Annotated in this window: 10 protein-coding genes, 2 tRNA genes and 5 rRNA genes; 8 read left to right on the top strand and 9 right to left on the bottom strand. The window is 45.6% G+C overall.

From position 1 onward, the window contains the following. Nucleotides 1-88: 88 nt before the first annotated feature. The 9 genes from OCV36_RS02085 to OCV36_RS02045 form a co-directional block, all read right to left on the bottom strand. A 23S ribosomal RNA gene (locus OCV36_RS02085) occupies nucleotides 89-2,982 on the bottom strand. 304 nt (nucleotides 2,983-3,286) lie between these two features. Continuing rightward, a tRNA-Ala gene (locus OCV36_RS02080) sits at nucleotides 3,287-3,362 on the bottom strand. Between the two features lie 21 nt (nucleotides 3,363-3,383). Further along, nucleotides 3,384-3,460, bottom strand: a tRNA-Ile gene (locus OCV36_RS02075). Between the two features lie 67 nt (nucleotides 3,461-3,527). After that, a 16S ribosomal RNA gene (locus tag OCV36_RS02070) occupies nucleotides 3,528-5,082 on the bottom strand. 425 nt (nucleotides 5,083-5,507) lie between these two features. After that, nucleotides 5,508-5,623 (bottom strand): 5S ribosomal RNA (gene rrf, locus OCV36_RS02065). A gap of 97 nt (nucleotides 5,624-5,720) precedes the next feature. After that, nucleotides 5,721-8,614: ribosomal RNA gene (locus OCV36_RS02060) — 23S ribosomal RNA — on the bottom strand. Nucleotides 8,615-8,968: 354 nt separating this feature from the next. Next, nucleotides 8,969-10,523, bottom strand: a 16S ribosomal RNA gene (locus tag OCV36_RS02055). Together the 16S, 23S and 5S rRNA genes with 2 tRNA genes alongside form the textbook arrangement of a ribosomal RNA operon. Nucleotides 10,524-11,135: 612 nt before the next feature. Continuing rightward, nucleotides 11,136-12,389, bottom strand: coding sequence for an HD-GYP domain-containing protein (locus OCV36_RS02050; protein ID WP_135459289.1), 1,254 nt, complete (start codon nucleotides 12,387-12,389; stop codon nucleotides 11,136-11,138). A gap of 81 nt (nucleotides 12,390-12,470) precedes the next feature. Further along, complete coding sequence (locus tag OCV36_RS02045; protein ID WP_017073415.1) at nucleotides 12,471-12,878, bottom strand: VOC family protein; 408 nt, start codon at nucleotides 12,876-12,878, stop codon at nucleotides 12,471-12,473. 1,069 nt (nucleotides 12,879-13,947) lie between these two features. Here OCV36_RS02045 and OCV36_RS02040 point away from each other — a divergent pair. The 8 genes from OCV36_RS02040 (at nucleotide 13,948) to tnpC (ending at nucleotide 24,315) form a co-directional block, all read left to right on the top strand. Further along, a complete protein-coding gene (locus tag OCV36_RS02040) occupies nucleotides 13,948-15,618 on the top strand; it encodes an ATP-binding cassette domain-containing protein (protein WP_135459290.1) in 1,671 nt (556 codons plus the stop codon). Then, a complete protein-coding gene (locus OCV36_RS02035) occupies nucleotides 15,611-17,299 on the top strand; it encodes an ABC transporter ATP-binding protein (RefSeq protein ID WP_102504447.1) in 1,689 nt (562 codons plus the stop codon). The genes OCV36_RS02040 and OCV36_RS02035 overlap by 8 nt, the downstream gene beginning before the upstream one ends. Before the next feature lie 51 nt (nucleotides 17,300-17,350). Then, nucleotides 17,351-19,324 (top strand): TonB-dependent receptor, encoded by a 1,974-nt coding sequence (locus OCV36_RS02030; protein WP_065679247.1) that lies wholly within the window; start codon nucleotides 17,351-17,353, stop codon nucleotides 19,322-19,324. A gap of 89 nt (nucleotides 19,325-19,413) precedes the next feature. Then, a complete protein-coding gene (locus OCV36_RS02025) occupies nucleotides 19,414-20,565 on the top strand; it encodes an MFS transporter (protein WP_245300949.1) in 1,152 nt (383 codons plus the stop codon). A 153-nt stretch (nucleotides 20,566-20,718) separates the two neighbouring features. Further along, complete coding sequence (locus tag OCV36_RS02020; RefSeq protein WP_065679248.1) at nucleotides 20,719-21,585, top strand: helix-turn-helix transcriptional regulator; 867 nt, start codon at nucleotides 20,719-20,721, stop codon at nucleotides 21,583-21,585. Nucleotides 21,586-22,058: 473 nt separating this feature from the next. After that, nucleotides 22,059-22,376, top strand: a complete 318-nt coding sequence (gene tnpA / locus OCV36_RS02015) for an IS66 family insertion sequence element accessory protein TnpA (RefSeq protein ID WP_017037717.1) — start codon at nucleotides 22,059-22,061, stop codon at nucleotides 22,374-22,376. After that, entirely contained in the window at nucleotides 22,373-22,726 is a 354-nt protein-coding gene (tnpB, locus tag OCV36_RS02010) for an IS66 family insertion sequence element accessory protein TnpB (protein WP_076645428.1), read from the top strand. The genes tnpA and tnpB overlap by 4 nt, the downstream gene beginning before the upstream one ends. Before the next feature lie 59 nt (nucleotides 22,727-22,785). After that, the gene (tnpC, locus tag OCV36_RS02005) at nucleotides 22,786-24,315 is read left to right on the top strand and encodes an IS66 family transposase (RefSeq protein WP_135459318.1); all 1,530 of its coding nucleotides are present in this window, start codon (nucleotides 22,786-22,788) and stop codon (nucleotides 24,313-24,315) included. Nucleotides 24,316-24,726 lie beyond the last annotated feature (411 nt).

The raw sequence follows: 24,726 nt of genomic DNA, 5'->3' as shown, positions 1-24,726 counted from the left end.
AAATTCGGAAAGCTAATCTAAAAGTATGTCTCTTCAAACGCATTCAAGGTCTGGTACATCTGAGTCCACAAAACCCCTTGGGTGTTGTATGGTTAAGCCTCACGGGCAATTAGTACAGGTTAGCTCAATGCCTCGCAGCACTTACACACCCTGCCTATCAACGTCGTAGTCTACGACAACCCTTTAGGACACTTATAGTGCCAGGGAAAACTCATCTCAAGGCTCGCTTCCCGCTTAGATGCTTTCAGCGGTTATCGATTCCGAACTTAGCTACCGGGCAATGCCATTGGCATGACAACCCGAACACCAGAGGTTCGTCCACTCCGGTCCTCTCGTACTAGGAGCAGCCCCTTTCAATTTTCCAACGCCCACGGCAGATAGGGACCGAACTGTCTCACGACGTTCTAAACCCAGCTCGCGTACCACTTTAAATGGCGAACAGCCATACCCTTGGGACCGACTTCAGCCCCAGGATGTGATGAGCCGACATCGAGGTGCCAAACACCGCCGTCGATATGAACTCTTGGGCGGTATCAGCCTGTTATCCCCGGAGTACCTTTTATCCGTTGAGCGATGGCCCTTCCATTCAGAACCACCGGATCACTATGACCTGCTTTCGCACCTGCTCGAATTGTCATTCTCGCAGTCAAGCGGGCTTATGCCATTGCACTAACCACACGATGTCCAACCGTGTTTAGCCCACCTTCGTGCTCCTCCGTTACTCTTTGGGAGGAGACCGCCCCAGTCAAACTACCCACCAGGCACTGTCCGTAATCCCGATTCAGGGACCAACGTTAGAACATCAAAACTACAAGGGTGGTATTTCAAGGACGACTCCATCACATCTAGCGACGCAATTTCATAGTCTCCCACCTATCCTACACATGTAGGTTCAATGTTCAGTGCCAAGCTGTAGTAAAGGTTCACGGGGTCTTTCCGTCTAGCCGCGGGTACACTGCATCTTCACAGCGATTTCAATTTCACTGAGTCTCGGGTGGAGACAGCGTGGCCATCATTACGCCATTCGTGCAGGTCGGAACTTACCCGACAAGGAATTTCGCTACCTTAGGACCGTTATAGTTACGGCCGCCGTTTACCGGGGCTTCGATCAAGAGCTTCGTCCGAAGACTAACCCCATCAATTAACCTTCCGGCACCGGGCAGGCGTCACACCGTATACGTCATCTTACGATTTTGCACAGTGCTGTGTTTTTAATAAACAGTTGCAGCCACCTGGTATCTGCGACTCTCGTCTGCTCCATCCGCAAGGGACTTCACTGATAAGAGCGTACCTTCTCCCGAAGTTACGGTACCATTTTGCCTAGTTCCTTCACCCGAGTTCTCTCAAGCGCCTTGGTATTCTCTACCCGACCACCTGTGTCGGTTTGGGGTACGATTCCTTACAATCTGAAGCTTAGAGGCTTTTCCTGGAAGCATGGCATCAATGACTTCACTACCGTAGTAGCTCGACATCGTATCTCAGCGTTAGTAGTGGTCCGGATTTACCTAAACCACCCGCCTACATACTTGAACCTGGACAACCGTCGCCAGGCCCACCTAGCCTTCTCCGTCCCCCCATCGCAATTGTAAGAAGTACGGGAATATTAACCCGTTTCCCATCGACTACGCCTTTCGGCCTCGCCTTAGGAGTCGACTTACCCTGCCCCGATTAACGTTGGACAGGAACCCTTGGTCTTCCGGCGAGGGAGTTTTTCACTCCCTTTATCGTTACTCATGTCAGCATTCGCACTTCTGATACCTCCAGCAGCCCTTACAGACCACCTTCAACGGCTTACAGAACGCTCCCCTACCCCACATACCCTAAGGTACGTAGCCGCAGCTTCGGTGTATAGCTTAGCCCCGTTACATCTTCCGCGCAGGCCGACTCGACCAGTGAGCTATTACGCTTTCTTTAAATGATGGCTGCTTCTAAGCCAACATCCTGGCTGTCTGAGCCTTCCCACATCGTTTCCCACTTAGCTATACTTTGGGACCTTAGCTGGCGGTCTGGGTTGTTTCCCTCTCCACGACGGACGTTAGCACCCGCCGTGTGTCTCCCGGATAGTACTTACTGGTATTCGGAGTTTGCAAAGGGTTGGTAAGTCGGGATGACCCCCTAGCCTTAACAGTGCTCTACCCCCAGTAGTATTCGTCCGAGGCGCTACCTAAATAGCTTTCGGGGAGAACCAGCTATCTCCAGGTTTGATTGGCCTTTCACCCCTAGCCACAAGTCATCCGCTAATTTTTCAACATTAGTCGGTTCGGTCCTCCAGTTGATGTTACTCAACCTTCAACCTGCCCATGGCTAGATCACCTGGTTTCGGGTCTAATCCTAGCAACTGTACGCCCAGTTAAGACTCGGTTTCCCTACGGCTCCCCTAAACGGTTAACCTTGCTACTAAAATTAAGTCGCTGACCCATTATACAAAAGGTACGCAGTCACACCACGAAGGTGCTCCTACTGCTTGTACGTACACGGTTTCAGGTTCTATTTCACTCCCCTCACAGGGGTTCTTTTCGCCTTTCCCTCACGGTACTGGTTCACTATCGGTCAGTCAGTAGTATTTAGCCTTGGAGGATGGTCCCCCCATATTCAGACAGGATATCACGTGTCCCGCCCTACTCGTTTTCACTGATTATGATGTGTCGGTTACGGGGCTATCACCCTTTACTGCGAGACTTTCCAGACTCTTCACCTGCATCATTAAAAGCTTAAGGGCTAATCCAATTTCGCTCGCCGCTACTTTCGGAATCTCGGTTGATTTCTCTTCCTCGGGGTACTTAGATGTTTCAGTTCCCCCGGTTTGCCTCCTGTTGCTATGTATTCACAACAGGATACGTGCTTATGCACGTGGGTTTCCCCATTCGGAAATCCCAGACTCAAAAGGTTATTACTACCTAATCTGGGCTTATCGCAAGTTATTACGTCCTTCATCGCCTCTGACTGCCAAGGCATCCACCGTGTACGCTTAGTCACTTAACCATACAACCCGAAAGGGTCTTAGTGTATGGCAACTAACCAAGGTTTTTGGTTGTCATCAAGAAGGGTTAATTCTCAATGACTGTTTGCCGGACTCAATTGTGAATCAATGTAAACATTGATTCGAATACAAGACACTTGAATGTGTTTGTTGTGTTTATCTAATGAAAGATAAACATTGAGAACTTTTAAATTTGATTTGAATTACTCGTAAGTAATCAAATCAGTCAGCTTTCCAAATTGTTAAAGAGCTTGATTCAAACTAATGAACCATTTCTAAATATTTTCAAATAAAAACACTTAAAGATGGTGGAGCTATGCGGGATCGAACCGCAGACCTCCTGCGTGCAAGGCAGGCGCTCTCCCAGCTGAGCTATAGCCCCATCTTTGTATCTAGTCGATATTGGTGGGTCTGAGTGGACTCGAACCACCGACCTCCCGCTTATCAGGCGAGCGCTCTAACCAGCTGAGCTACAGACCCAATATCGTCTCTTTTACTTTCTAAACCTAATCAATCTGTGTGGACACTCATCGTGACTATCTTCGTATAAGGAGGTGATCCAGCCCCAGGTTCCCCTAGGGCTACCTTGTTACGACTTCACCCCAGTCATGAACCACAAAGTGGTGAGCGTCCTCCCCGAAAGGTTAAACTACCCACTTCTTTTGCAGCCCACTCCCATGGTGTGACGGGCGGTGTGTACAAGGCCCGGGAACGTATTCACCGTGACATTCTGATTCACGATTACTAGCGATTCCGACTTCATGGAGTCGAGTTGCAGACTCCAATCCGGACTACGACGCACTTTTTGGGATTCGCTCACTATCGCTAGCTTGCTGCCCTCTGTATGCGCCATTGTAGCACGTGTGTAGCCCTACTCGTAAGGGCCATGATGACTTGACGTCGTCCCCACCTTCCTCCGGTTTATCACCGGCAGTCTCCCTGGAGTTCCCGACATTACTCGCTGGCAAACAAGGATAAGGGTTGCGCTCGTTGCGGGACTTAACCCAACATTTCACAACACGAGCTGACGACAGCCATGCAGCACCTGTCTCAGAGCTCCCGAAGGCACACCTGCGTCTCCGCTGGCTTCTCTGGATGTCAAGAGTAGGTAAGGTTCTTCGCGTTGCATCGAATTAAACCACATGCTCCACCGCTTGTGCGGGCCCCCGTCAATTCATTTGAGTTTTAATCTTGCGACCGTACTCCCCAGGCGGTCTACTTAACGCGTTAGCTCCGAAAGCCACGGCTCAAGGCCACAACCTCCAAGTAGACATCGTTTACGGCGTGGACTACCAGGGTATCTAATCCTGTTTGCTCCCCACGCTTTCGCATCTGAGTGTCAGTGTCTGTCCAGGGGGCCGCCTTCGCCACTGGTATTCCTTCAGATCTCTACGCATTTCACCGCTACACCTGAAATTCTACCCCCCTCTACAGCACTCTAGTTCACCAGTTTCAAATGCAGTTCCGAGGTTGAGCCCCGGGCTTTCACATCTGACTTAATGAACCACCTGCATGCGCTTTACGCCCAGTAATTCCGATTAACGCTCGCACCCTCCGTATTACCGCGGCTGCTGGCACGGAGTTAGCCGGTGCTTCTTCTGTTGCTAACGTCAAGATGCGCAGCTATTAACTACACACCCTTCCTCACAACTGAAAGTACTTTACAACCCGAAGGCCTTCTTCATACACGCGGCATGGCTGCATCAGGCTTTCGCCCATTGTGCAATATTCCCCACTGCTGCCTCCCGTAGGAGTCTGGACCGTGTCTCAGTTCCAGTGTGGCTGATCATCCTCTCAGACCAGCTAGGGATCGTCGCCTTGGTGAGCCATTACCTCACCAACTAGCTAATCCCACCTAGGCATATCTTGACGCGAGAGGTCCGAAGATCCCCCTCTTTGGCCCGTAGGCATTATGCGGTATTAGCCATCGTTTCCAATGGTTATCCCCCACATCAAGGCAATTTCCTAGGCATTACTCACCCGTCCGCCGCTCGACGCCCATTAACGCACCCGAAGGATTGTTAGTGTCGTTTCCGCTCGACTTGCATGTGTTAGGCCTGCCGCCAGCGTTCAATCTGAGCCATGATCAAACTCTTCAATTTAAGATTTTGTGACTCAACGAATACTGACTTCAAAACTAATATTCATTCGAAAATGAACATGTAATTCTAAAGCTATTACCATTCCAACAGAATGGTAATGAATTGACTGTGCCAAAATTAAGTAAACTTAACTTTGTATTGGTCACTCAGTTCATTGAAATCATTTTGTTACCGAAGTAACTGTTATTACGCTCTTTCGAAAAAGAACCAATAACGTTTTGATATTCATCAACGAGTGCCCACACAGATTGATAGGTTTAAATTGTTAAAGAGCGTGTTCTCTAAAAAGAGAACGCTTTCAGTGCCTTAGCACTTAAGCAGGACGCGTATAATACGCTTTCCACTTTGAAAGTCAACATAAAACACTAAGAAAACTTAGAACTCTATGGTGACTTGTCTATTAAATAGACAAAGTCGAAATTAAAGCCTGGCGATGTCCTACTCTCACATGGGGAAACCCCACACTACCATCGGCGCTATTGTGTTTCACTTCTGAGTTCGGCATGGAATCAGGTGGGTCCACAATGCTATGGTCGCCAAGCAAATTTTAAAATTCGGAAAGCTTATCTAAAAGTATTTCTCTTCAAACTCATTCAAGGTCTGATACATCTGAGTCCACAAAACCCCTTGGGTGTTGTATGGTTAAGCCTCACGGGCAATTAGTACAGGTTAGCTCAATGCCTCGCAGCACTTACACACCCTGCCTATCAACGTCGTAGTCTACGACAACCCTTTAGGACACTTATAGTGCCAGGGAAAACTCATCTCAAGGCTCGCTTCCCGCTTAGATGCTTTCAGCGGTTATCGATTCCGAACTTAGCTACCGGGCAATGCCATTGGCATGACAACCCGAACACCAGAGGTTCGTCCACTCCGGTCCTCTCGTACTAGGAGCAGCCCCTTTCAATTTTCCAACGCCCACGGCAGATAGGGACCGAACTGTCTCACGACGTTCTAAACCCAGCTCGCGTACCACTTTAAATGGCGAACAGCCATACCCTTGGGACCGACTTCAGCCCCAGGATGTGATGAGCCGACATCGAGGTGCCAAACACCGCCGTCGATATGAACTCTTGGGCGGTATCAGCCTGTTATCCCCGGAGTACCTTTTATCCGTTGAGCGATGGCCCTTCCATTCAGAACCACCGGATCACTATGACCTGCTTTCGCACCTGCTCGAATTGTCATTCTCGCAGTCAAGCGGGCTTATGCCATTGCACTAACCACACGATGTCCAACCGTGTTTAGCCCACCTTCGTGCTCCTCCGTTACTCTTTGGGAGGAGACCGCCCCAGTCAAACTACCCACCAGGCACTGTCCGTAATCCCGATTCAGGGACCAACGTTAGAACATCAAAACTACAAGGGTGGTATTTCAAGGACGACTCCATCACATCTAGCGACGCAATTTCATAGTCTCCCACCTATCCTACACATGTAGGTTCAATGTTCAGTGCCAAGCTGTAGTAAAGGTTCACGGGGTCTTTCCGTCTAGCCGCGGGTACACTGCATCTTCACAGCGATTTCAATTTCACTGAGTCTCGGGTGGAGACAGCGTGGCCATCATTACGCCATTCGTGCAGGTCGGAACTTACCCGACAAGGAATTTCGCTACCTTAGGACCGTTATAGTTACGGCCGCCGTTTACCGGGGCTTCGATCAAGAGCTTCGTCCGAAGACTAACCCCATCAATTAACCTTCCGGCACCGGGCAGGCGTCACACCGTATACGTCATCTTACGATTTTGCACAGTGCTGTGTTTTTAATAAACAGTTGCAGCCACCTGGTATCTGCGACTCTCGTCTGCTCCATCCGCAAGGGACTTCACTGATAAGAGCGTACCTTCTCCCGAAGTTACGGTACCATTTTGCCTAGTTCCTTCACCCGAGTTCTCTCAAGCGCCTTGGTATTCTCTACCCGACCACCTGTGTCGGTTTGGGGTACGATTCCTTACAATCTGAAGCTTAGAGGCTTTTCCTGGAAGCATGGCATCAATGACTTCACTACCGTAGTAGCTCGACATCGTATCTCAGCGTTAGTAGTGGTCCGGATTTACCTAAACCACCCGCCTACATACTTGAACCTGGACAACCGTCGCCAGGCCCACCTAGCCTTCTCCGTCCCCCCATCGCAATTGTAAGAAGTACGGGAATATTAACCCGTTTCCCATCGACTACGCCTTTCGGCCTCGCCTTAGGAGTCGACTTACCCTGCCCCGATTAACGTTGGACAGGAACCCTTGGTCTTCCGGCGAGGGAGTTTTTCACTCCCTTTATCGTTACTCATGTCAGCATTCGCACTTCTGATACCTCCAGCAGCCCTTACAGACCACCTTCAACGGCTTACAGAACGCTCCCCTACCCCACATACCCTAAGGTACGTAGCCGCAGCTTCGGTGTATAGCTTAGCCCCGTTACATCTTCCGCGCAGGCCGACTCGACCAGTGAGCTATTACGCTTTCTTTAAATGATGGCTGCTTCTAAGCCAACATCCTGGCTGTCTGAGCCTTCCCACATCGTTTCCCACTTAGCTATACTTTGGGACCTTAGCTGGCGGTCTGGGTTGTTTCCCTCTCCACGACGGACGTTAGCACCCGCCGTGTGTCTCCCGGATAGTACTTACTGGTATTCGGAGTTTGCAAAGGGTTGGTAAGTCGGGATGACCCCCTAGCCTTAACAGTGCTCTACCCCCAGTAGTATTCGTCCGAGGCGCTACCTAAATAGCTTTCGGGGAGAACCAGCTATCTCCAGGTTTGATTGGCCTTTCACCCCTAGCCACAAGTCATCCGCTAATTTTTCAACATTAGTCGGTTCGGTCCTCCAGTTGATGTTACTCAACCTTCAACCTGCCCATGGCTAGATCACCTGGTTTCGGGTCTAATCCTAGCAACTGTACGCCCAGTTAAGACTCGGTTTCCCTACGGCTCCCCTAAACGGTTAACCTTGCTACTAAAATTAAGTCGCTGACCCATTATACAAAAGGTACGCAGTCACACCACGAAGGTGCTCCTACTGCTTGTACGTACACGGTTTCAGGTTCTATTTCACTCCCCTCACAGGGGTTCTTTTCGCCTTTCCCTCACGGTACTGGTTCACTATCGGTCAGTCAGTAGTATTTAGCCTTGGAGGATGGTCCCCCCATATTCAGACAGGATATCACGTGTCCCGCCCTACTCGTTTTCACTGATTATGAGATGTCGACTACGGGGCTATCACCCTTTACTGCGGCACTTTCCAGAGCCTTCGTCTGTCTCATTAAAAGCTTAAGGGCTAATCCAATTTCGCTCGCCGCTACTTTCGGAATCTCGGTTGATTTCTCTTCCTCGGGGTACTTAGATGTTTCAGTTCCCCCGGTTTGCCTCCTGTTGCTATGTATTCACAACAGGATACGTGCTTGTGCACGTGGGTTTCCCCATTCGGAAATCCCAGACTCAAAAGGTTATTACTACCTAATCTGGGCTTATCGCAAGTTATTACGTCCTTCATCGCCTCTGACTGCCAAGGCATCCACCGTGTACGCTTAGTCACTTAACCATACAACCCGAAAGGGTCTTAGTGTATGGCAACTAACCAAGGTTTTTGGTTGTCATTAAGAAGGGTTAATTCTCAATGACTGTTTGCCGGACTCAATTGTGAATCAAACTAAGTTTGATTCGAATACAAGACACTTGAATGTGTTTGTTGTGTTTATCTAATGAAAGATAAACATTGAGAACTTTTAAATTTGATTGAATTACTCGTAAGTAATCAATCAGTCAGCTTTCCAAATTGTTAAAGAGCATAAAGCAAAAAGCTTTAATCAATAACTTACGTTATTAATTAAAGCTCTGGCTTTAACTAAATCTAAACCATCAATCTGTGTGGACACTCATCGTGACTATCTTCGTATAAGGAGGTGATCCAGCCCCAGGTTCCCCTAGGGCTACCTTGTTACGACTTCACCCCAGTCATGAACCACAAAGTGGTGAGCGTCCTCCCCGAAAGGTTAAACTACCCACTTCTTTTGCAGCCCACTCCCATGGTGTGACGGGCGGTGTGTACAAGGCCCGGGAACGTATTCACCGTGACATTCTGATTCACGATTACTAGCGATTCCGACTTCATGGAGTCGAGTTGCAGACTCCAATCCGGACTACGACGCACTTTTTGGGATTCGCTCACTATCGCTAGCTTGCTGCCCTCTGTATGCGCCATTGTAGCACGTGTGTAGCCCTACTCGTAAGGGCCATGATGACTTGACGTCGTCCCCACCTTCCTCCGGTTTATCACCGGCAGTCTCCCTGGAGTTCCCGACATTACTCGCTGGCAAACAAGGATAAGGGTTGCGCTCGTTGCGGGACTTAACCCAACATTTCACAACACGAGCTGACGACAGCCATGCAGCACCTGTCTCAGAGCTCCCGAAGGCACACCTGCGTCTCCGCTGGCTTCTCTGGATGTCAAGAGTAGGTAAGGTTCTTCGCGTTGCATCGAATTAAACCACATGCTCCACCGCTTGTGCGGGCCCCCGTCAATTCATTTGAGTTTTAATCTTGCGACCGTACTCCCCAGGCGGTCTACTTAACGCGTTAGCTCCGAAAGCCACGGCTCAAGGCCACAACCTCCAAGTAGACATCGTTTACGGCGTGGACTACCAGGGTATCTAATCCTGTTTGCTCCCCACGCTTTCGCATCTGAGTGTCAGTGTCTGTCCAGGGGGCCGCCTTCGCCACTGGTATTCCTTCAGATCTCTACGCATTTCACCGCTACACCTGAAATTCTACCCCCCTCTACAGCACTCTAGTTCACCAGTTTCAAATGCAGTTCCGAGGTTGAGCCCCGGGCTTTCACATCTGACTTAATGAACCACCTGCATGCGCTTTACGCCCAGTAATTCCGATTAACGCTCGCACCCTCCGTATTACCGCGGCTGCTGGCACGGAGTTAGCCGGTGCTTCTTCTGTTGCTAACGTCAAGATGCGCAGCTATTAACTACACACCCTTCCTCACAACTGAAAGTACTTTACAACCCGAAGGCCTTCTTCATACACGCGGCATGGCTGCATCAGGCTTTCGCCCATTGTGCAATATTCCCCACTGCTGCCTCCCGTAGGAGTCTGGACCGTGTCTCAGTTCCAGTGTGGCTGATCATCCTCTCAGACCAGCTAGGGATCGTCGCCTTGGTGAGCCATTACCTCACCAACTAGCTAATCCCACCTAGGCATATCTTGACGCGAGAGGCCCGAAGGTCCCCCTCTTTGGCCCGTAGGCATTATGCGGTATTAGCCATCGTTTCCAATGGTTATCCCCCACATCAAGGCAATTTCCTAGGCATTACTCACCCGTCCGCCGCTCGACGCCCATTAACGCACCCGAAGGATTGTTAGTGTCGTTTCCGCTCGACTTGCATGTGTTAGGCCTGCCGCCAGCGTTCAATCTGAGCCATGATCAAACTCTTCAATTTAAGATTTTGTGACTCAACGAATACTGACTTCAAAACTAATATTCATTCGAAAATGAACATGTAATTCTAAAGCTATTACCATTCCAACAGAATGGTAATGAATTGACTGTGCCAAATAACCCCTCTCTATATAGAAAGTAATTATTCGTATTGGTCACTCAGTTCATTGAAATCAAGTTTGTTACCGAAGTAACTGTTTTACCCAAAAGATAAAACGTTTTGATATTCATCAACGAGTGCCCACACAGATTGATAGGTTTAAATTGTTAAAGAGCTTCTCTTCGTTGTGACTTACATCACTTCGGAAGAGGCGGCCATTCTAGCTAATTAATCCTCGGTGTCAAACACTTATTTGGAATTAATTTCTACTTTTAAAAAGTAGATGCGAATAATCGCTTTTAGCTAGTTGCCTTACTAACATTCTTCGCTGAAGCCTTGTGGCGTCTACCGTGTCAGTGAGGCGGCATTATAGAGATGCTGCGTTTATTGGCAAGCAATAAATACGTTTTTTATTGAAAAAATGGGTTAAGCGAAGATATTTCAACCAAGAGCTTATTTATACCTATTTCACCCCAACTTTTAAACAAAATACCCACAAACACCTGTGGATAACTACTCGTTATTATCAAAAAAGTAAGATAATCGAGCCCTTGGGTTTAAATACTCTCTCACTTGTTCAGGTAGTTTGCTTGGATGGACTGCATTAACGATTTTTATCTCTTTAGTAAGCAGGTCAATAATCGGAGCTTGAGTTCTTGGCACACTAGGATCATAAATCAATACATTCGGATAAAGCATATGTTTCGCATTAACTGAAATTACGATCCCAATAGAATCATTAGAAAGCTGAACTACAGTTCCTGGAGGGTACACTCCCATAAACTTTACCAGCAAACTCAAATTGTCCTGACTATATAGATGTTTGCAATTCTTATATAAGTGGGACAGTGCTAGATAAGGGATCTTCTGTTGAGGTTGCCCTTTACCATGGCAAAGATTATCGAATGCATTGGCCACTGCGACTATCTTAGCAAACTCATCAATGTCATCTTCTGTTAAGCCTTCTGGATAACCTGAACCATCATTCATTTCATGATGTTGCGCTATCACCTTCTTAGCACTTTCGGGGAAGTCGTCAATTCCTGCAGCTATATCTACTCCATACTTAGTATGAAGCTTTAAGTAGTTTTCTTCAGGAACCGTTAGCGCCGTCTGCTTTCTTAGTATTGCTACTGGTATTTTGATTTTTCCAATATCATGAAACAACGCAGCAAAAGAAAGGTCTTTCAATTGTTGTGTATTGTAACCTTTAGCTTTACCTATCATCAGGGCAACAACTGAAACGTTTAATGTGTGAAAGTAAAGATCTTCAAAATCAGCTTTGCCGTTCATTAAATGTAAGGTGATGTTGTCGTCGCTTAATAGTGTTTCGACAATATCATCAACAAGAGACTTAACTTCCCCTACCGCGTCTAAAGGCCTATTACGAATCTTTGTCATGATAGAACGCATTCGAGCAAGAGAGCGTTCGAACTCTTTCTCACAATGACTGACCTTACGTCGATAAGAGCTTAGCGTCTCGATACGTTCATGCTTATCTTTCCACATCCTTTCTGTTTCAAGACGAACTTGTAGATCACTATCGCTTTCCAACTCCCCTTCATGATTTGGAGGTAATGGCGATGTATCGCTTTGATTAAGGTTTATGTAGACGTGTTTAATCCCAAGATGTCGGATTACCTTTACTTGATCGTCATCTTTGATTTTAAAACTGTTAAACAAAAATGGGTGTTCATTCCATTTTCCAGGGAGTCGTATATGTAAACCGGGCTGAATGCGGTCTACGGTAATCTTTATGCTGCCCATTTCTATATAATATTGATTAATAATCTCTATTTATAATTCTAATAAAACCGAGCAGCAATTTCACTATCCAATTTCACAGGTTTAACTTAAAGAATCACAGTGTACCATCCAACGTATACCGAACTTGTCTTCTACTTTACCAAACCTAGCTCCCCAAAAAGTATCAGCTAACGGTGTCATAATACGCCCACCCTGCTTTAGCTTTTCAAAGATCTGCTCTTGCGTCGCGGTATCCTCAGTAACAAGAGAGAGTGCAAGATTGTTTCCTTCTAATTCTTTGGCTTTGACGCCATCTGACATCATAAGCTTCATACCGAATGCTTCAAACTCTGCGTGCATAACCCAATCAGGCTGAGCACCCTCTATTACCTGTGGTGCGTCACTAAACAGTTGTTTCGATAAAACCACACCACCAAAACATTTGTGATAAAACTCCAACGCTTCATTACAACGACCATCAAAAAATAAGTAAGGGGTTACTGTCAGCATATCTCTCTCCTTTATGACTTATCTTAAACATAGACAATAGAAGTAAAAATTAAAGGTAACAGTTTGATTTTAGGTAATTAGTTTAATAACAGATCAAATTACGTTGGAAAATGATGACATTAGGGAATAAAGCATCAAGACCTGACTGGTACAGAGAAGAAAACGAACATCTTTCAGTTGGTCACATTTATGAGCAATGGCTCAACTACCAAAAGTAATTTCGATGCTGTAGATACAACAAAGCCCCGACTTGAGTCGAGGCTTTGTCATTTAAATATGGTACCGGTAGGCGACTGACTGGGCTTGCATCCAAGCCGACACGCTGGATTAGGAATTCACAAACGCCCAAAACGACGAAAGGTCGCTATAAAAGCGACCTTTCTATGTTTGGTACCGGTAGGCGGACTTGAACCGCCACGCCCGAAGGCAACGGATTTTGAAAACCTTTCATGGGCTTTTGACCAGTTGGATTTACTAGGATATTTTTGAATATTAAAGACCATAAAGAGGGATTTTGTAGGATCTACATTACATACTTTGAGCACAGAATCGAAAAGCCACATCCAAACTCATTTGTGGACAAAACTGTGTCAGTGCTTTCCCTAAATTAGCAATTCATGGATAACTACAAGTATGGAAAGTCGCCTAATTTAGAATCCAGCATTGACGGTGCAGGTCAAAGACATTGTGCTCTTGGGTACCTAGACCGATTAGCTTTTAGAAACAAAATGTCGCTTAGCAAATCGTCCAGCCTGAATGAAGCAGATCATGCTCCCCATAGACACGGCTCTGTAACTCATTCGACTGCCACCGTGCATTGAGCCCTATATAGTATTTACTGAGAACGTCATCTATAGATGATAAACCCGAAAATGTATTACCCTTTAAATACAACAGCTAAATCTTGAGTTATATAACGGCTTCTTGCCCTTAAACTCAGCTCTTCCTTTTAACTTTATTTCTTGCACTGCTCACGTACAAAGTTTCCCGATATTCGCTTTCTAATTCCCAATATTGCTATTGTTAAGCCAACGATTAGATGAGAATGAGTCCTATTAAGGAGTCATCTATGTATCTATCTGACAAGATGAGCGTCACTCAAGCCCTCATTGCACTATTAAAAACGGAAAAAAAGCGTATCACTTATACCAGTGTTAGCGCCGTGTTGTGCGTGTTCGCAGAACTCGCCACTTGGATTTGCTTATACGTCGCATTGAGCAATTATCTGAACACCCAAAGTCTGAATTTCTACTTAGCTCTTATGACCATCGCAGTCTGTGTGCGCTATTTTTTCTATGCAATTTCGGTATGGCAGGCGCATCTTGCTGCTTATCAAATTATTCAGACCATTAGGCAGAAGCTTGTTCGTGCTCTGTCTGAAATGCCGACCGTTAAACTGATGCAATACCATCGTGGAGATTTAGAAAAACGACTCAATGATGATTGTCAGAGCCTTGAGCCTCTTATTGCTCATCATACTACCGATATTATTACTGGAACTTTACTTCCGTTTGTTTTGCTTGGTTTTATGGTTAGCATCGACTGGCAGCTAGGCTTAATCGCATTAAGTCCTCTCCCCCTCGCTGTGATTGCCCAAACAGTCATGATGCGTGGCTTTTCAGATAGACAAAAAAAGTACAATCAAGTCGTTGCGAATATGCATAAGGCGCAACTGGAATTTTTACGCAGCATCGGCGTGATGAAACTTTTCGGCGTTGATGCTGACTCTTACCGCCAGTTAAGCCATAACATGACTAAGCACCACAAGCTGGTTAACGCTTATACCAATCAAATGGTTGGAGCATGGGTCACCTTTACCACCTTAGCTCAAGCGTCTTTGGTTCTTGTTATTCCATTCGCCATCGTAAAATTGACCCAAGGTTCATTAAGTCCAGTCGAGCTCGCAATGATCGTGATTCTTTGTGCCGGCATCCTTAAACCATGGTTGGATCTAACACAGATATTTGGGCAAGTGCAGCAGTCCTTCTCTTCTTTAGAGCGAATACTACCTCTGTTCTCCGCAACGTCGGATCAATATTTCAAATCCGTTGCAACGCCTTATGTCGAGCTTTGTTGTGAAAATTTAGCGGTCAAACGTGGCTCACTCGACATCGTCAGTGGGCTGAACCTTCAGTTATCTCATGGCGAATGCATCGTAATTCAAGGAGCGTCAGGCTCAGGGAAAAGTAGTGTATTGGCAACACTCTATGGAGAACTAGCAACATATGAAGGCGATTGGTTTATTAACCAAAAAACCGTGTCTTCGATGTCCGATAGAGAGCGAAGCCAATTTATCTCAGTTGTAGACCAACAGCCGGTTTTCTTCAGCGCATCAATACGTGAAAACTTGGTCTTAGGAGATCGATTGATACACGACTCCGTGATTCTCAAGCTCCTCGATATGCTTGGACTTTCTGCACTTATCGAACAACTTCCTAATGGTTTGTATTGCAGTATGGATGAAACCGAACGCAATTTTAGTGGAGGGGAACTACAACGGTTAGCCATCGCTCGTGCCATGCTGGTATGCCCTGTCATTCTGGTTTTAGACGAAGCGACTTCCCATCTAGATAAAGTAACGGAAAATCGTGTTCTAGAAGCAATACGTAAATATGCACCGCAGCAAATCCAATTGGTCATCAGTCATGGTCCAGAAGCACTAACCATCGCTAACCGAGCGTTTTCATTATCACACGGTCAACTTAAAGAAATTGACCTTGAGGAGGCCGTCTGTGCGTAACACGCTCAAGCTACTCGATCACGCTGATATCAATCCAAAAACGTTTTTGGTTGGTATTGCAGGTAAGGTACTCAGTGAGATCCTGCCATTAATTTGTTGGCTACTGGTATTCGGAGCCCTTACCCAAACATTGTTACTTCCTCTTGAAGCCCTATTCGCAATTTCACTTATCACGGTTGTCGTTCAGTGGCGGTTAGGGCAATCCACCAAACAGAGCTTCTTAGGCGCTTATGACATTACCCACCAACTGAGAAAAGTACTACTACATGACATTCGCAGCCAACCGTTTTCCAAGATAGTAGGTCAAGGTCTGGGAGAGCGCATTAAGCTAATCACTCGTGACTTAAAAGCATTCGAAGACATTTTTAGCCACTTAATTGCTGACTTGGTCTCGGCTCTAGTGGTTCCGTTCGCGATGCTTTGTGTAATGCTATTTTGCTCACCTTACCTTGCTTCACTTATGCTGATTGTTATGGTGAATGCGAGCCTATTATTGTGGAAATTCGAAGATGATTTTTCCAAAAAAGCACAGCGCCATGTCGATAAAAACGCTTCTTGCACCAACAAGTTGCTCGAATACATTGCTTGTTTACCCACGCTAAAACGCTTTGGTCGTAGTGAAGTATTAGCGACGCCACTTAGTCAAGAATTAGCTGACTTGCGCAAAACAGGGTTAGGGGTTGAATGGGCTGGAGGAATAGGCGTTATTTTAGCAAGCTTGTTGCTTGAGCTTTCTATTCCAATGGTCGCAGGTCTTGGTGCTTACCTAAATAGTATTGGCAACCTTACTATCGGGGAGTGGTTAGTTTCGATCATTTCTGCGGTTGCTTGTATCCGACCATTTGTGCGAATGGCCATTTTCTCTACGTTGTTGAGATACATGGCAAAATCTGCAGATCGCTTGTATTTCTTGAGTCAAGAGCCACAACAACCTGTGCATGGTGTTCAAGCGCATCATCACGATATCGAATTCAAAGCGGTTGAGTTAACTCTGGATGGCAACACCATTCTTAAAGACATCAATTTGCAGGTTCCATATGGTCAACATATTGCGCTTGTTGGTACTAGTGGAGCAGGAAAAACCACGCTGTTGGACTTGCTCGCGGCATTCCATATTCCAACTCACGGGACAGTAAAAATTGGAGGCAGTACGGTAGAAGCTACTGGGACAATGTACTGGTATCAGCAGATCTCCTACGTAACCCAAAATGTGCAATTGTTCGCAGGGACGTTAAAAGACAACTTGCTCATCGCCAAAACAGACGCAAGCCTTCAAGAATTGGAGACAGCAATCACAACCGCAGGACTTGATGAGCTGCTCGCCCGCTTGCCACAAGGGCTAAACACCGAAATAAATGAGAATGGCAAGGATTTATCGGGTGGAGAACGTCAACGCTTGTCCCTCGCAAGAGCGTTACTCCATGATGCGCCAATTGTGTTGCTCGATGAGTTTACATCTGCTCTCGACCACCCTAAGCAACAGGAAATACTGCAAAGCATTACCGAGAGTTTTGCATCTAAAACCATGATCACGATAGCGCATCGTTTGGACACCATTGCTGATGCCGATTGCATCTATTTGATGAGCCAAGGTCGCATTGATGATTTTGGCTCGCACGAGCAATTAATCACAACCTCTTCGCACTACCAGTCTCTGTGGGAAGCTCAACATAATAATTAAAACGCCAGCGCTGTGAGTAGTGCTAACTTATTCAGATTCAAGGAAAACAGTATGTACAATATATCTTCGCCGCGCACCGTTATTGCTAGCGCTATTCTGACTATTATGGGCTCTTCATATTCTTATGCTGAAGAAATTCTGCCAGTAATGGAAGTGGTTGTTGTTGAGGCGACTAAATTCGATACTCCCTTAACACAAGTGAATAACTCTGTTGTAGTCAAAACAGGAGAGGAGCTCGAAAAAGCAGGTATCTATCAAGTAAAAGATCTGGAGATGGTGTTTCCTGGGTTACTCATACAAACTCGCGGGAATCGAACTTACGCCAACACCACCGTGCGTGGGATTAGTTCACCAGACTATTACTCTCCTGCCGTAAGTATTTATGTGGATGGTATCCTTCAGGATAATGCTTTTGTTACTCAGCCGCTTATTAACGTAGAAAAAGTTGAATTGCTGCGCGGCCCGCAAGGGACACTTTATGGTGGTAACGCGCAAGGCGGTGTAATTAACATCGTAACTCGTCGTGAAGTTGATTCCACAGAAGTTAAGACTTCAGCTTTATATTCTAATTTAAGCCAGCAAATTGATACTGTCGTATCTACCCGTTTATCAGACTCTCTTTCTGCGGATATTGCCGCCAGATACGTCTACGATGAAGGTGATATTAAGCATGCCGCTAGTGAAAAAAAAGACGCAAACGATGCGGATGAAAAATCGGTAAAAGTTCGACTTCATTACTTACCAAACGACTCCAAACTTAGCGCAACCCTATCTATTTCGACTGATAAACTTGATAGTCATGAAGAATGGTACCTCACTGAACGTGAACATGATTCTGGCGTAAAAGATGCGCCTATTCCTAAACTGAAGCGAGACGTAAATACTTTTGCTTTAAATCTTGGTTACGATTTAGGTTCATCACAAATCACGAGTATCACAGCTTATCAAACACGCGAAATAGATCGGAAATATGTATATGGCAACTACCAAGAAGATCAAAATAAGTTCAGCCAAGAATTGCGGTTAAATCAACAATACAATGATCGTTTTAGCTATGTACTCGGTGGCTACTTGGAATCTCGCCGTTTAGACGTTTCGGCAAACAGTGCACGAAACAAGTTGGATTATGACACTTACGCGTTGTTTGGGCAGGCAAACTACCAATTTGTACCACAGTGGGACTTAACGCTTGGAGCTCGAGCTTCATACCTAAAAGTAAATTCTAATTTTAACGGAAACCCAGCATGGGGGATTAACCCTTTTAACAAAGAGCAGACAGAATCGACTGTCTCGCCAAAAGCCGCAATTGGTTGGCAAGCGAATGAGCAAACTCGAATTTATGCATCGGTAACAAGTGGTTACCGCCCAGGGGGATACAACGTCGTCCCGTTAAGTAATGCAGATGCAAATGGTTATGATGCTGAAAATTCACTTAATGGTGAACTGGGGTGGCGCACCAGTTTTGCGAATCAAAAAGTCGATTTTAGTGGTGCATTGTACTGGATCAAAACGGAAGATATTCAGCTATATACTGGTACACCTGGCAATCAGACTCTCAAAAATATGGGGGAGGCTGTGAGCAAAGGTATTGAAACCGAGCTGGCATTTTACCTAACCGACGATCTCACGATAACCGCAGCGGGGACTTATGGACGTTCAACATTTGAATCAAACAATAGTACATTTGAAGGCAATCGACTGCCATATGCACCGGACACGACAGCAACATTTGGCTTCAACTATTACTTGCCAGTAACGGGAGTCCAAGGGGATATTTCGATCAATTCTCAAGCTCGCTATAATTCCAAGATTCACTTTAACGAAGCCAATTCACTATCGCAAAGCGCGTACACTTTGGTCGATTTATCAATTAACTATGACTATAACCAAGACCTGTCTATTTCGCTCTTTAGCAACAATATCACAGACAAAGAATACACCACCTACGCGTTCTCTTACGGACAAACCTACAGTAATTACGGTACTGGTAGAGAGATCGGTGTGAAAGCGAAATATGAGTGGTAGTGAAGCACATGGTTAGTACTCAAAGAATCAAACTCAAACCGTTGCTCGCCGTGTTGGCGAGCGTTTACACCATTCAAAGCCTGGTGAGTATGTTTACGCTACAAGGTTTACCCGCTGTCATGAAATATGAGGGATTAAATACCTCCCAAATAGGCTTGTTCTACCTTGCGATGCTTCCTTGGGTTGCTAAATTTTTGTGGTCACCTTGGATTGAACGACAACGAAAAAAGGAGGGGAGCTTAAAAAATCACGCCGTTATTATCTTTGGTTCTCAACTGGTCTTGATTGCCATACTCGCCGCCCTTTGCATTATGGGGACTATAGAGAGTCAAATGACGCTCTTTGTTGGTGTATTTGTTATCAGCCTCTTTTCTAGCTTCGCCGATATCGCTACCGATGGTCTCGCGATTGATCAGTTGGAAGCAAAGAAAAGGTATTTAGGTAACGTAATGCAAGTTGGGGGATCGTATCTTGGTGCGGTTTTTGGTGGAGGGCTATTTATCTATGTTACTGCGCTGTTCGATTGGCAAACAGCACTGTTTGGTCTGGCTTTGCTGACTTTATTATTCAGCATACCAACGCTTTCTTTGTTTTTTAATAGCCATAATCAACAGTACGTAACAGCAATACAGCCTTCTCTAAAAGCCTCATTTTCTAATCCTAAAGTTAGGCTTGGATTGATATTTATTACCTTGTCACAACTTGGTACTCGAGGGGGGCTATCAATGATGATGCCCTTCTTGGTTGATAGTGGTATACAGCTAGAAAACTTGGGGCTTTTGGTTATCGGCGGCGGTGTTATTACTGGTTTGATTGGTGTTGTTTTAGGTGGGTGGCTGATCAAAAAAAGTGATGCACTCAAAGTCCTACTGCTGATGACCAGTTTTGAGGTCATAGCTTTTAGCTTTTATCTAGCATACGATCTAAATATCACTGGATTGGGGGGGGTAATCGCAGGCGTTTACGTAGTAAATGGTATCATTACTTCAGCGAAATTTGTCGCGCTTTACACTTTGATGATGGATTTTGCCGCAGGTAATCAGTCAGGTGTGAACTTCTCACTTTTTCAATCTATGGATATGTTTATAGCAATAGTGATGGCAATCGCGTGTGGCGTGTTAATTGACTCCTTGGGATATTCGGCACACTTTGAATTGATGCTCACCTTTAGCCTACTCGCAATATGCTTAATCCCTGTATTAAAACCAACCGGGAAGACAAACCTTGCTTCGCAAACCTAATCAAAGCTTTATCGTCAAAGGAGTTCCAATTTTGAAAAGGGCTCTTTTCTCTGGCTGATCTACTTAGTTTAAAAATTAATATAAATGATACCTATTATCATTTATATTAATTGCTCTGGGGAGATGCTCACAAGAGACGACGAGGCTGTAAGAATGAGTAATATCGTGAAGAGCTTAAGCTTAGTTAGCGGCTTAGAGGGAACACTTGATGTTGTAGCTCTCGATGATGGTGTGAATGCCTACATAGTTAACTGTAAAGCGACAATGGACATTCAATTCAACGACCCAGCAGATGCTGGGTTCTATATAAGCTTTGCTGGCACCAACTATGCCTACAGTCCCAAATATCCAGATTACCCAGCGGCATCTTTTGCTTCTCGATGCATTGCATCGCTTTTGCTTGATCCTGAACCAGTCAACCCAATTGAATTAGCAGAAGGAGGTCGAATTGAGAACATTCGAATCCACTTCCCGTTACACCATAGCTTGACTAAAAACTTACTTCCCCAAAGTGGAAAATCATCATTCAAACCTTTCGATCTTTATGAGACGGGTTGGCAGATGCCACTAACAGGGGAGGTCCTCAATGTTGCTAAATCAGTTTGGAGCAATAATTTTCAAGGTATTGCCCGGACGGTGTGGTTAAGAGGTAAAATATTAGAGTTATTAGCACTACTCATGGTGCATAAAGAACCTAAATCTCTAGCAGAGCAAGCCTGTGACCTTATCGCAACGCAACCTCATATCGATTGGAATATACCATGCTTATCTAAGGAGCTTGCAACTAATGAGTGTTATTTAAAACAATCATTTAGAGAACAGTTCAACATGGGTGTTGCAAGTTGGATACAGGCTTATCGCATCAATCTTGCTAAAGAGCGTTTAACCAATTCTAATGAATCAATTACCAATATCGCCCTAGATTTGGGCTATCAAAGTGGCAGTTATTTTTCGAAGGTCTTCAAACAGCACTCCGGGCTTACGCCAAAAGCATTTCGAAGCCGTCTGTTAGGAGAGTAACCAGTGCTTAAAAAAACGGTTGCTGAAGCATTAATAGAGCAGTTTCAAATAATAATCATGGTTTCTTGAAGCTTCAGCACTTTACTCAAATAACCACTCTATAGAGGATCTAAACTGTAGAGTGGCATCGTTCTGTAATTCGGACTTTCTGGATGTCTCGACACAACAACCAACCGTTGAACTGACCATTATTCAAACGCAGGTTTCGATGATGATAAATCATATGGTAAATATTCACACTTGAGATAAACCGTGTAACTATCTGGAACTCATTTTTGGACATAAATGAGCTACAGCTTCCCCTAAATTAGCAATTTATGGATAACTAAAGGTATAGAAAGTCGCTTAACGTAGCGTCCAGTATTTATGGTGCAGATCACTCTTGGTTAAACCGTAAGCGTGTCATGAACACCGCATTCTAATCTTTCAGCACGAAGAATAAGATCATCTCTCCAACCCAAAGGAGAGTTGAAATGGCAAAACGACGCACCAACCTAGAATGGCAATCACTGTTTGAACAATATGAAAGTAGCAGTGTTACTCAACGCGCTTTTTGTGAAGAGCATGGACTGAGTTTATCCACGTTCTTCGCCAAACGGCGTCAACTCCAAACAGCAAACCAATCGGAATCTGTCGGATTTGTTAGAGCCGAAATCGTTGAAAAGACAACCAAGTATCAGGCCCAGATAGCTACGGCGAACATGACACTTCTCATCAATGATGTGGAGCTGAGCATTCCTCAAGGCACGCCAGCCACCTATCTTGCTGAACTCATTGGAGCGTTGTCATGAAAGGTATGCTCAGCGCTCCAGACATTTACCTTTATCGTGAAAGCGTCGATTTTAGAAAGTCCATCAACGGCCTTACAGCGATTATCGAAAATGATACTGACTTGCCTCTTGGCAGCGGTGCGCTGTTCCTGTTTACCAATAAACAGCGCGATAAGATTAAAGTGTTGTACTGGGATAAAACAGGCTTCGCCCTCTGGTATAAACGCCTTGAAAAAGCCAAGTATAAGTGGCCTTCAAAAGAGAAAAATCAGGTGTTTACCCTCACTCAATTTGAGCTTGATAGACTGCTTTCAGGCTTCACAATTATCGGCCACGAACCCATCAAAATAAACGATTTTACAATGAGTTAATCGAGAATAAAGCCTTATTCTCCAAGCGTTAACGGCACGATTTTAGTATAATCAATGCTATGAAAAAGACGCCAAATATCAACCCAGAAAGCCAAGATGTTGCCGAGCTACAAGCGATGGTAGCTGCTCTGATGTCGGAGAAAAATGAGTGGAAACAAGAGCGCCAATCGCTGCTTGAACAACTCAAACTCGCCTTCGACCGTCAGTTCGCGAAACGCTCGGAGGTATTAAAGCCTTACGATGAATCACAAGGTGACCTCTTCAACGAAGCGGAGTGTGAAGCCGTTAAAGAAGACGAGGTTGAGGTGACAACCACGACCACAACGAAAAAGCGCGGTAAACGTAAACCTCTGCCTAAGACCTTGCCTCGTGAGGTTATCGAACTTGATGTAGACGACCATGAAAAGCAGTGCGCTTGCTGCAATCATAGCCTGCATAAAATCGGTGAAGACCGCAGCGAGAAGCTAGAGTTCACGCCAGCGGTACTCAAAGTGTTGGAATATGTTCGTCCTAAGTACGCTTGCCGCCAGTGCGAGAAAACAGGTGACAGCAGCCGTATCGTTCAGAAGCCATCCCCTCAGAGTCTCATCCCTAAAAGCTTCGCCACAGAAAGCTTGCTGACCAACATCATTCTTGGCAAATACCAATACGCGATGCCACTTTATCGCCAAGAATCGCTGTTTACCCAGTCGGGTATCGAGCTATCACGCACCACCATGGCAAGGTGGGTTATCCAAGTCAGTGAGAAGTTCGCCCCGCTGTATGCGGCCTTGAAGGATAACCTGCTTCAACAAGTGGTGGTTCAGGCGGATGAAACGCCGCTCAATGTGCTCAAAGAAGAGAAGAAGTGTTATATGTGGCTCTACTGCTCAGGCGCTGACTCACCCGAATCGGCACTGCCGAATGTGAAAAATATTGCCTTGTACGACTATCAAAACAGTCGCGCGAGGGCGTGTCCCGTGGACTTTTTAGGTGACTACAACGGTTATCTACAAACCGATGGCTACGCGGCTTATGATGGTCTGCATCACGTCACCAATGTAGGGTGCTTAGCGCATGCTCGTCGCAAGTTCATGGATGCGAAGAAGCTTCAAGGGAAAGGTAAATCAGGCAAGGCTGATAAGGCGCTGGCTAAAATCCAAAAACTCTACGGGATAGAATCACGCTTAAAAGGTGCGCCTGCCCAAGAGCGAAAAGCAGAGCGTCAAGCGCTTGCCAAGCCGATACTGGATGAGCTTTACCAATGGATGACGACCCAGAAGGTGATTGGCTCTAGCCCACTAGGCAAAGCGATAAAATATACGCTTGGGCAGTGGTCAAAGCTTATTCGTTATATCGACGATGGTCACTTATCTATTGATAATAATCGCGCTGAACGCGCAATTAAACCACTGGTCATTGGCAGGAAGAACTGGCTGTTCTCTAACACACCAAACGGTGCTGATGCGAGCGCGATGCTTTACAGCATCATCGAGACCGCGAAAGCCAACGGTCTTATCCTCTACGACTACATGGTCAAGTGCATGAAAGAGCTGGCGAAAGCTGAGCCTGATATCGACGCACTCCTGCCTTGGAACTTCAAACACTGACAAGTCGCCCCGTGGGTTCATGGGGCGGATACGTTAAACCAAGCAAAAGTATCAAGTACATTCCATTCAAAATTACTAACCTAGATCCACTTTACAAATACCTTGGTAGTAGTGACTGTTCTTATTCGGTGTATGTGATTAAAAACCATAATCAACTAACACTCGAACTCGTTATTAGTGACAAAAGCCGAATAAAATATAAAGCCACTATCGAGCAAGACTTTCAGCAAGAAGTATCTAACCCGTTTACAGGTAAGAAATTATTCAATACGTTCAACTTTTGGGATCCATCGTTACCTAACAAAAAATACACAATTGTTAGACAACGAAAGATTCGCACATGTAACGTTAAGCTAACCTCATCGGAGGGGCATATCGGCAAACGTAGCATCAGGTATACTCTGCAACGCA

The organism is Vibrio echinoideorum, from assembly GCF_024347455.1.
Classification (GTDB): Bacteria; Pseudomonadota; Gammaproteobacteria; order Enterobacterales; family Vibrionaceae; genus Vibrio; species Vibrio echinoideorum.
This window is presented reverse-complemented; position numbering and strand designations above follow the sequence as displayed.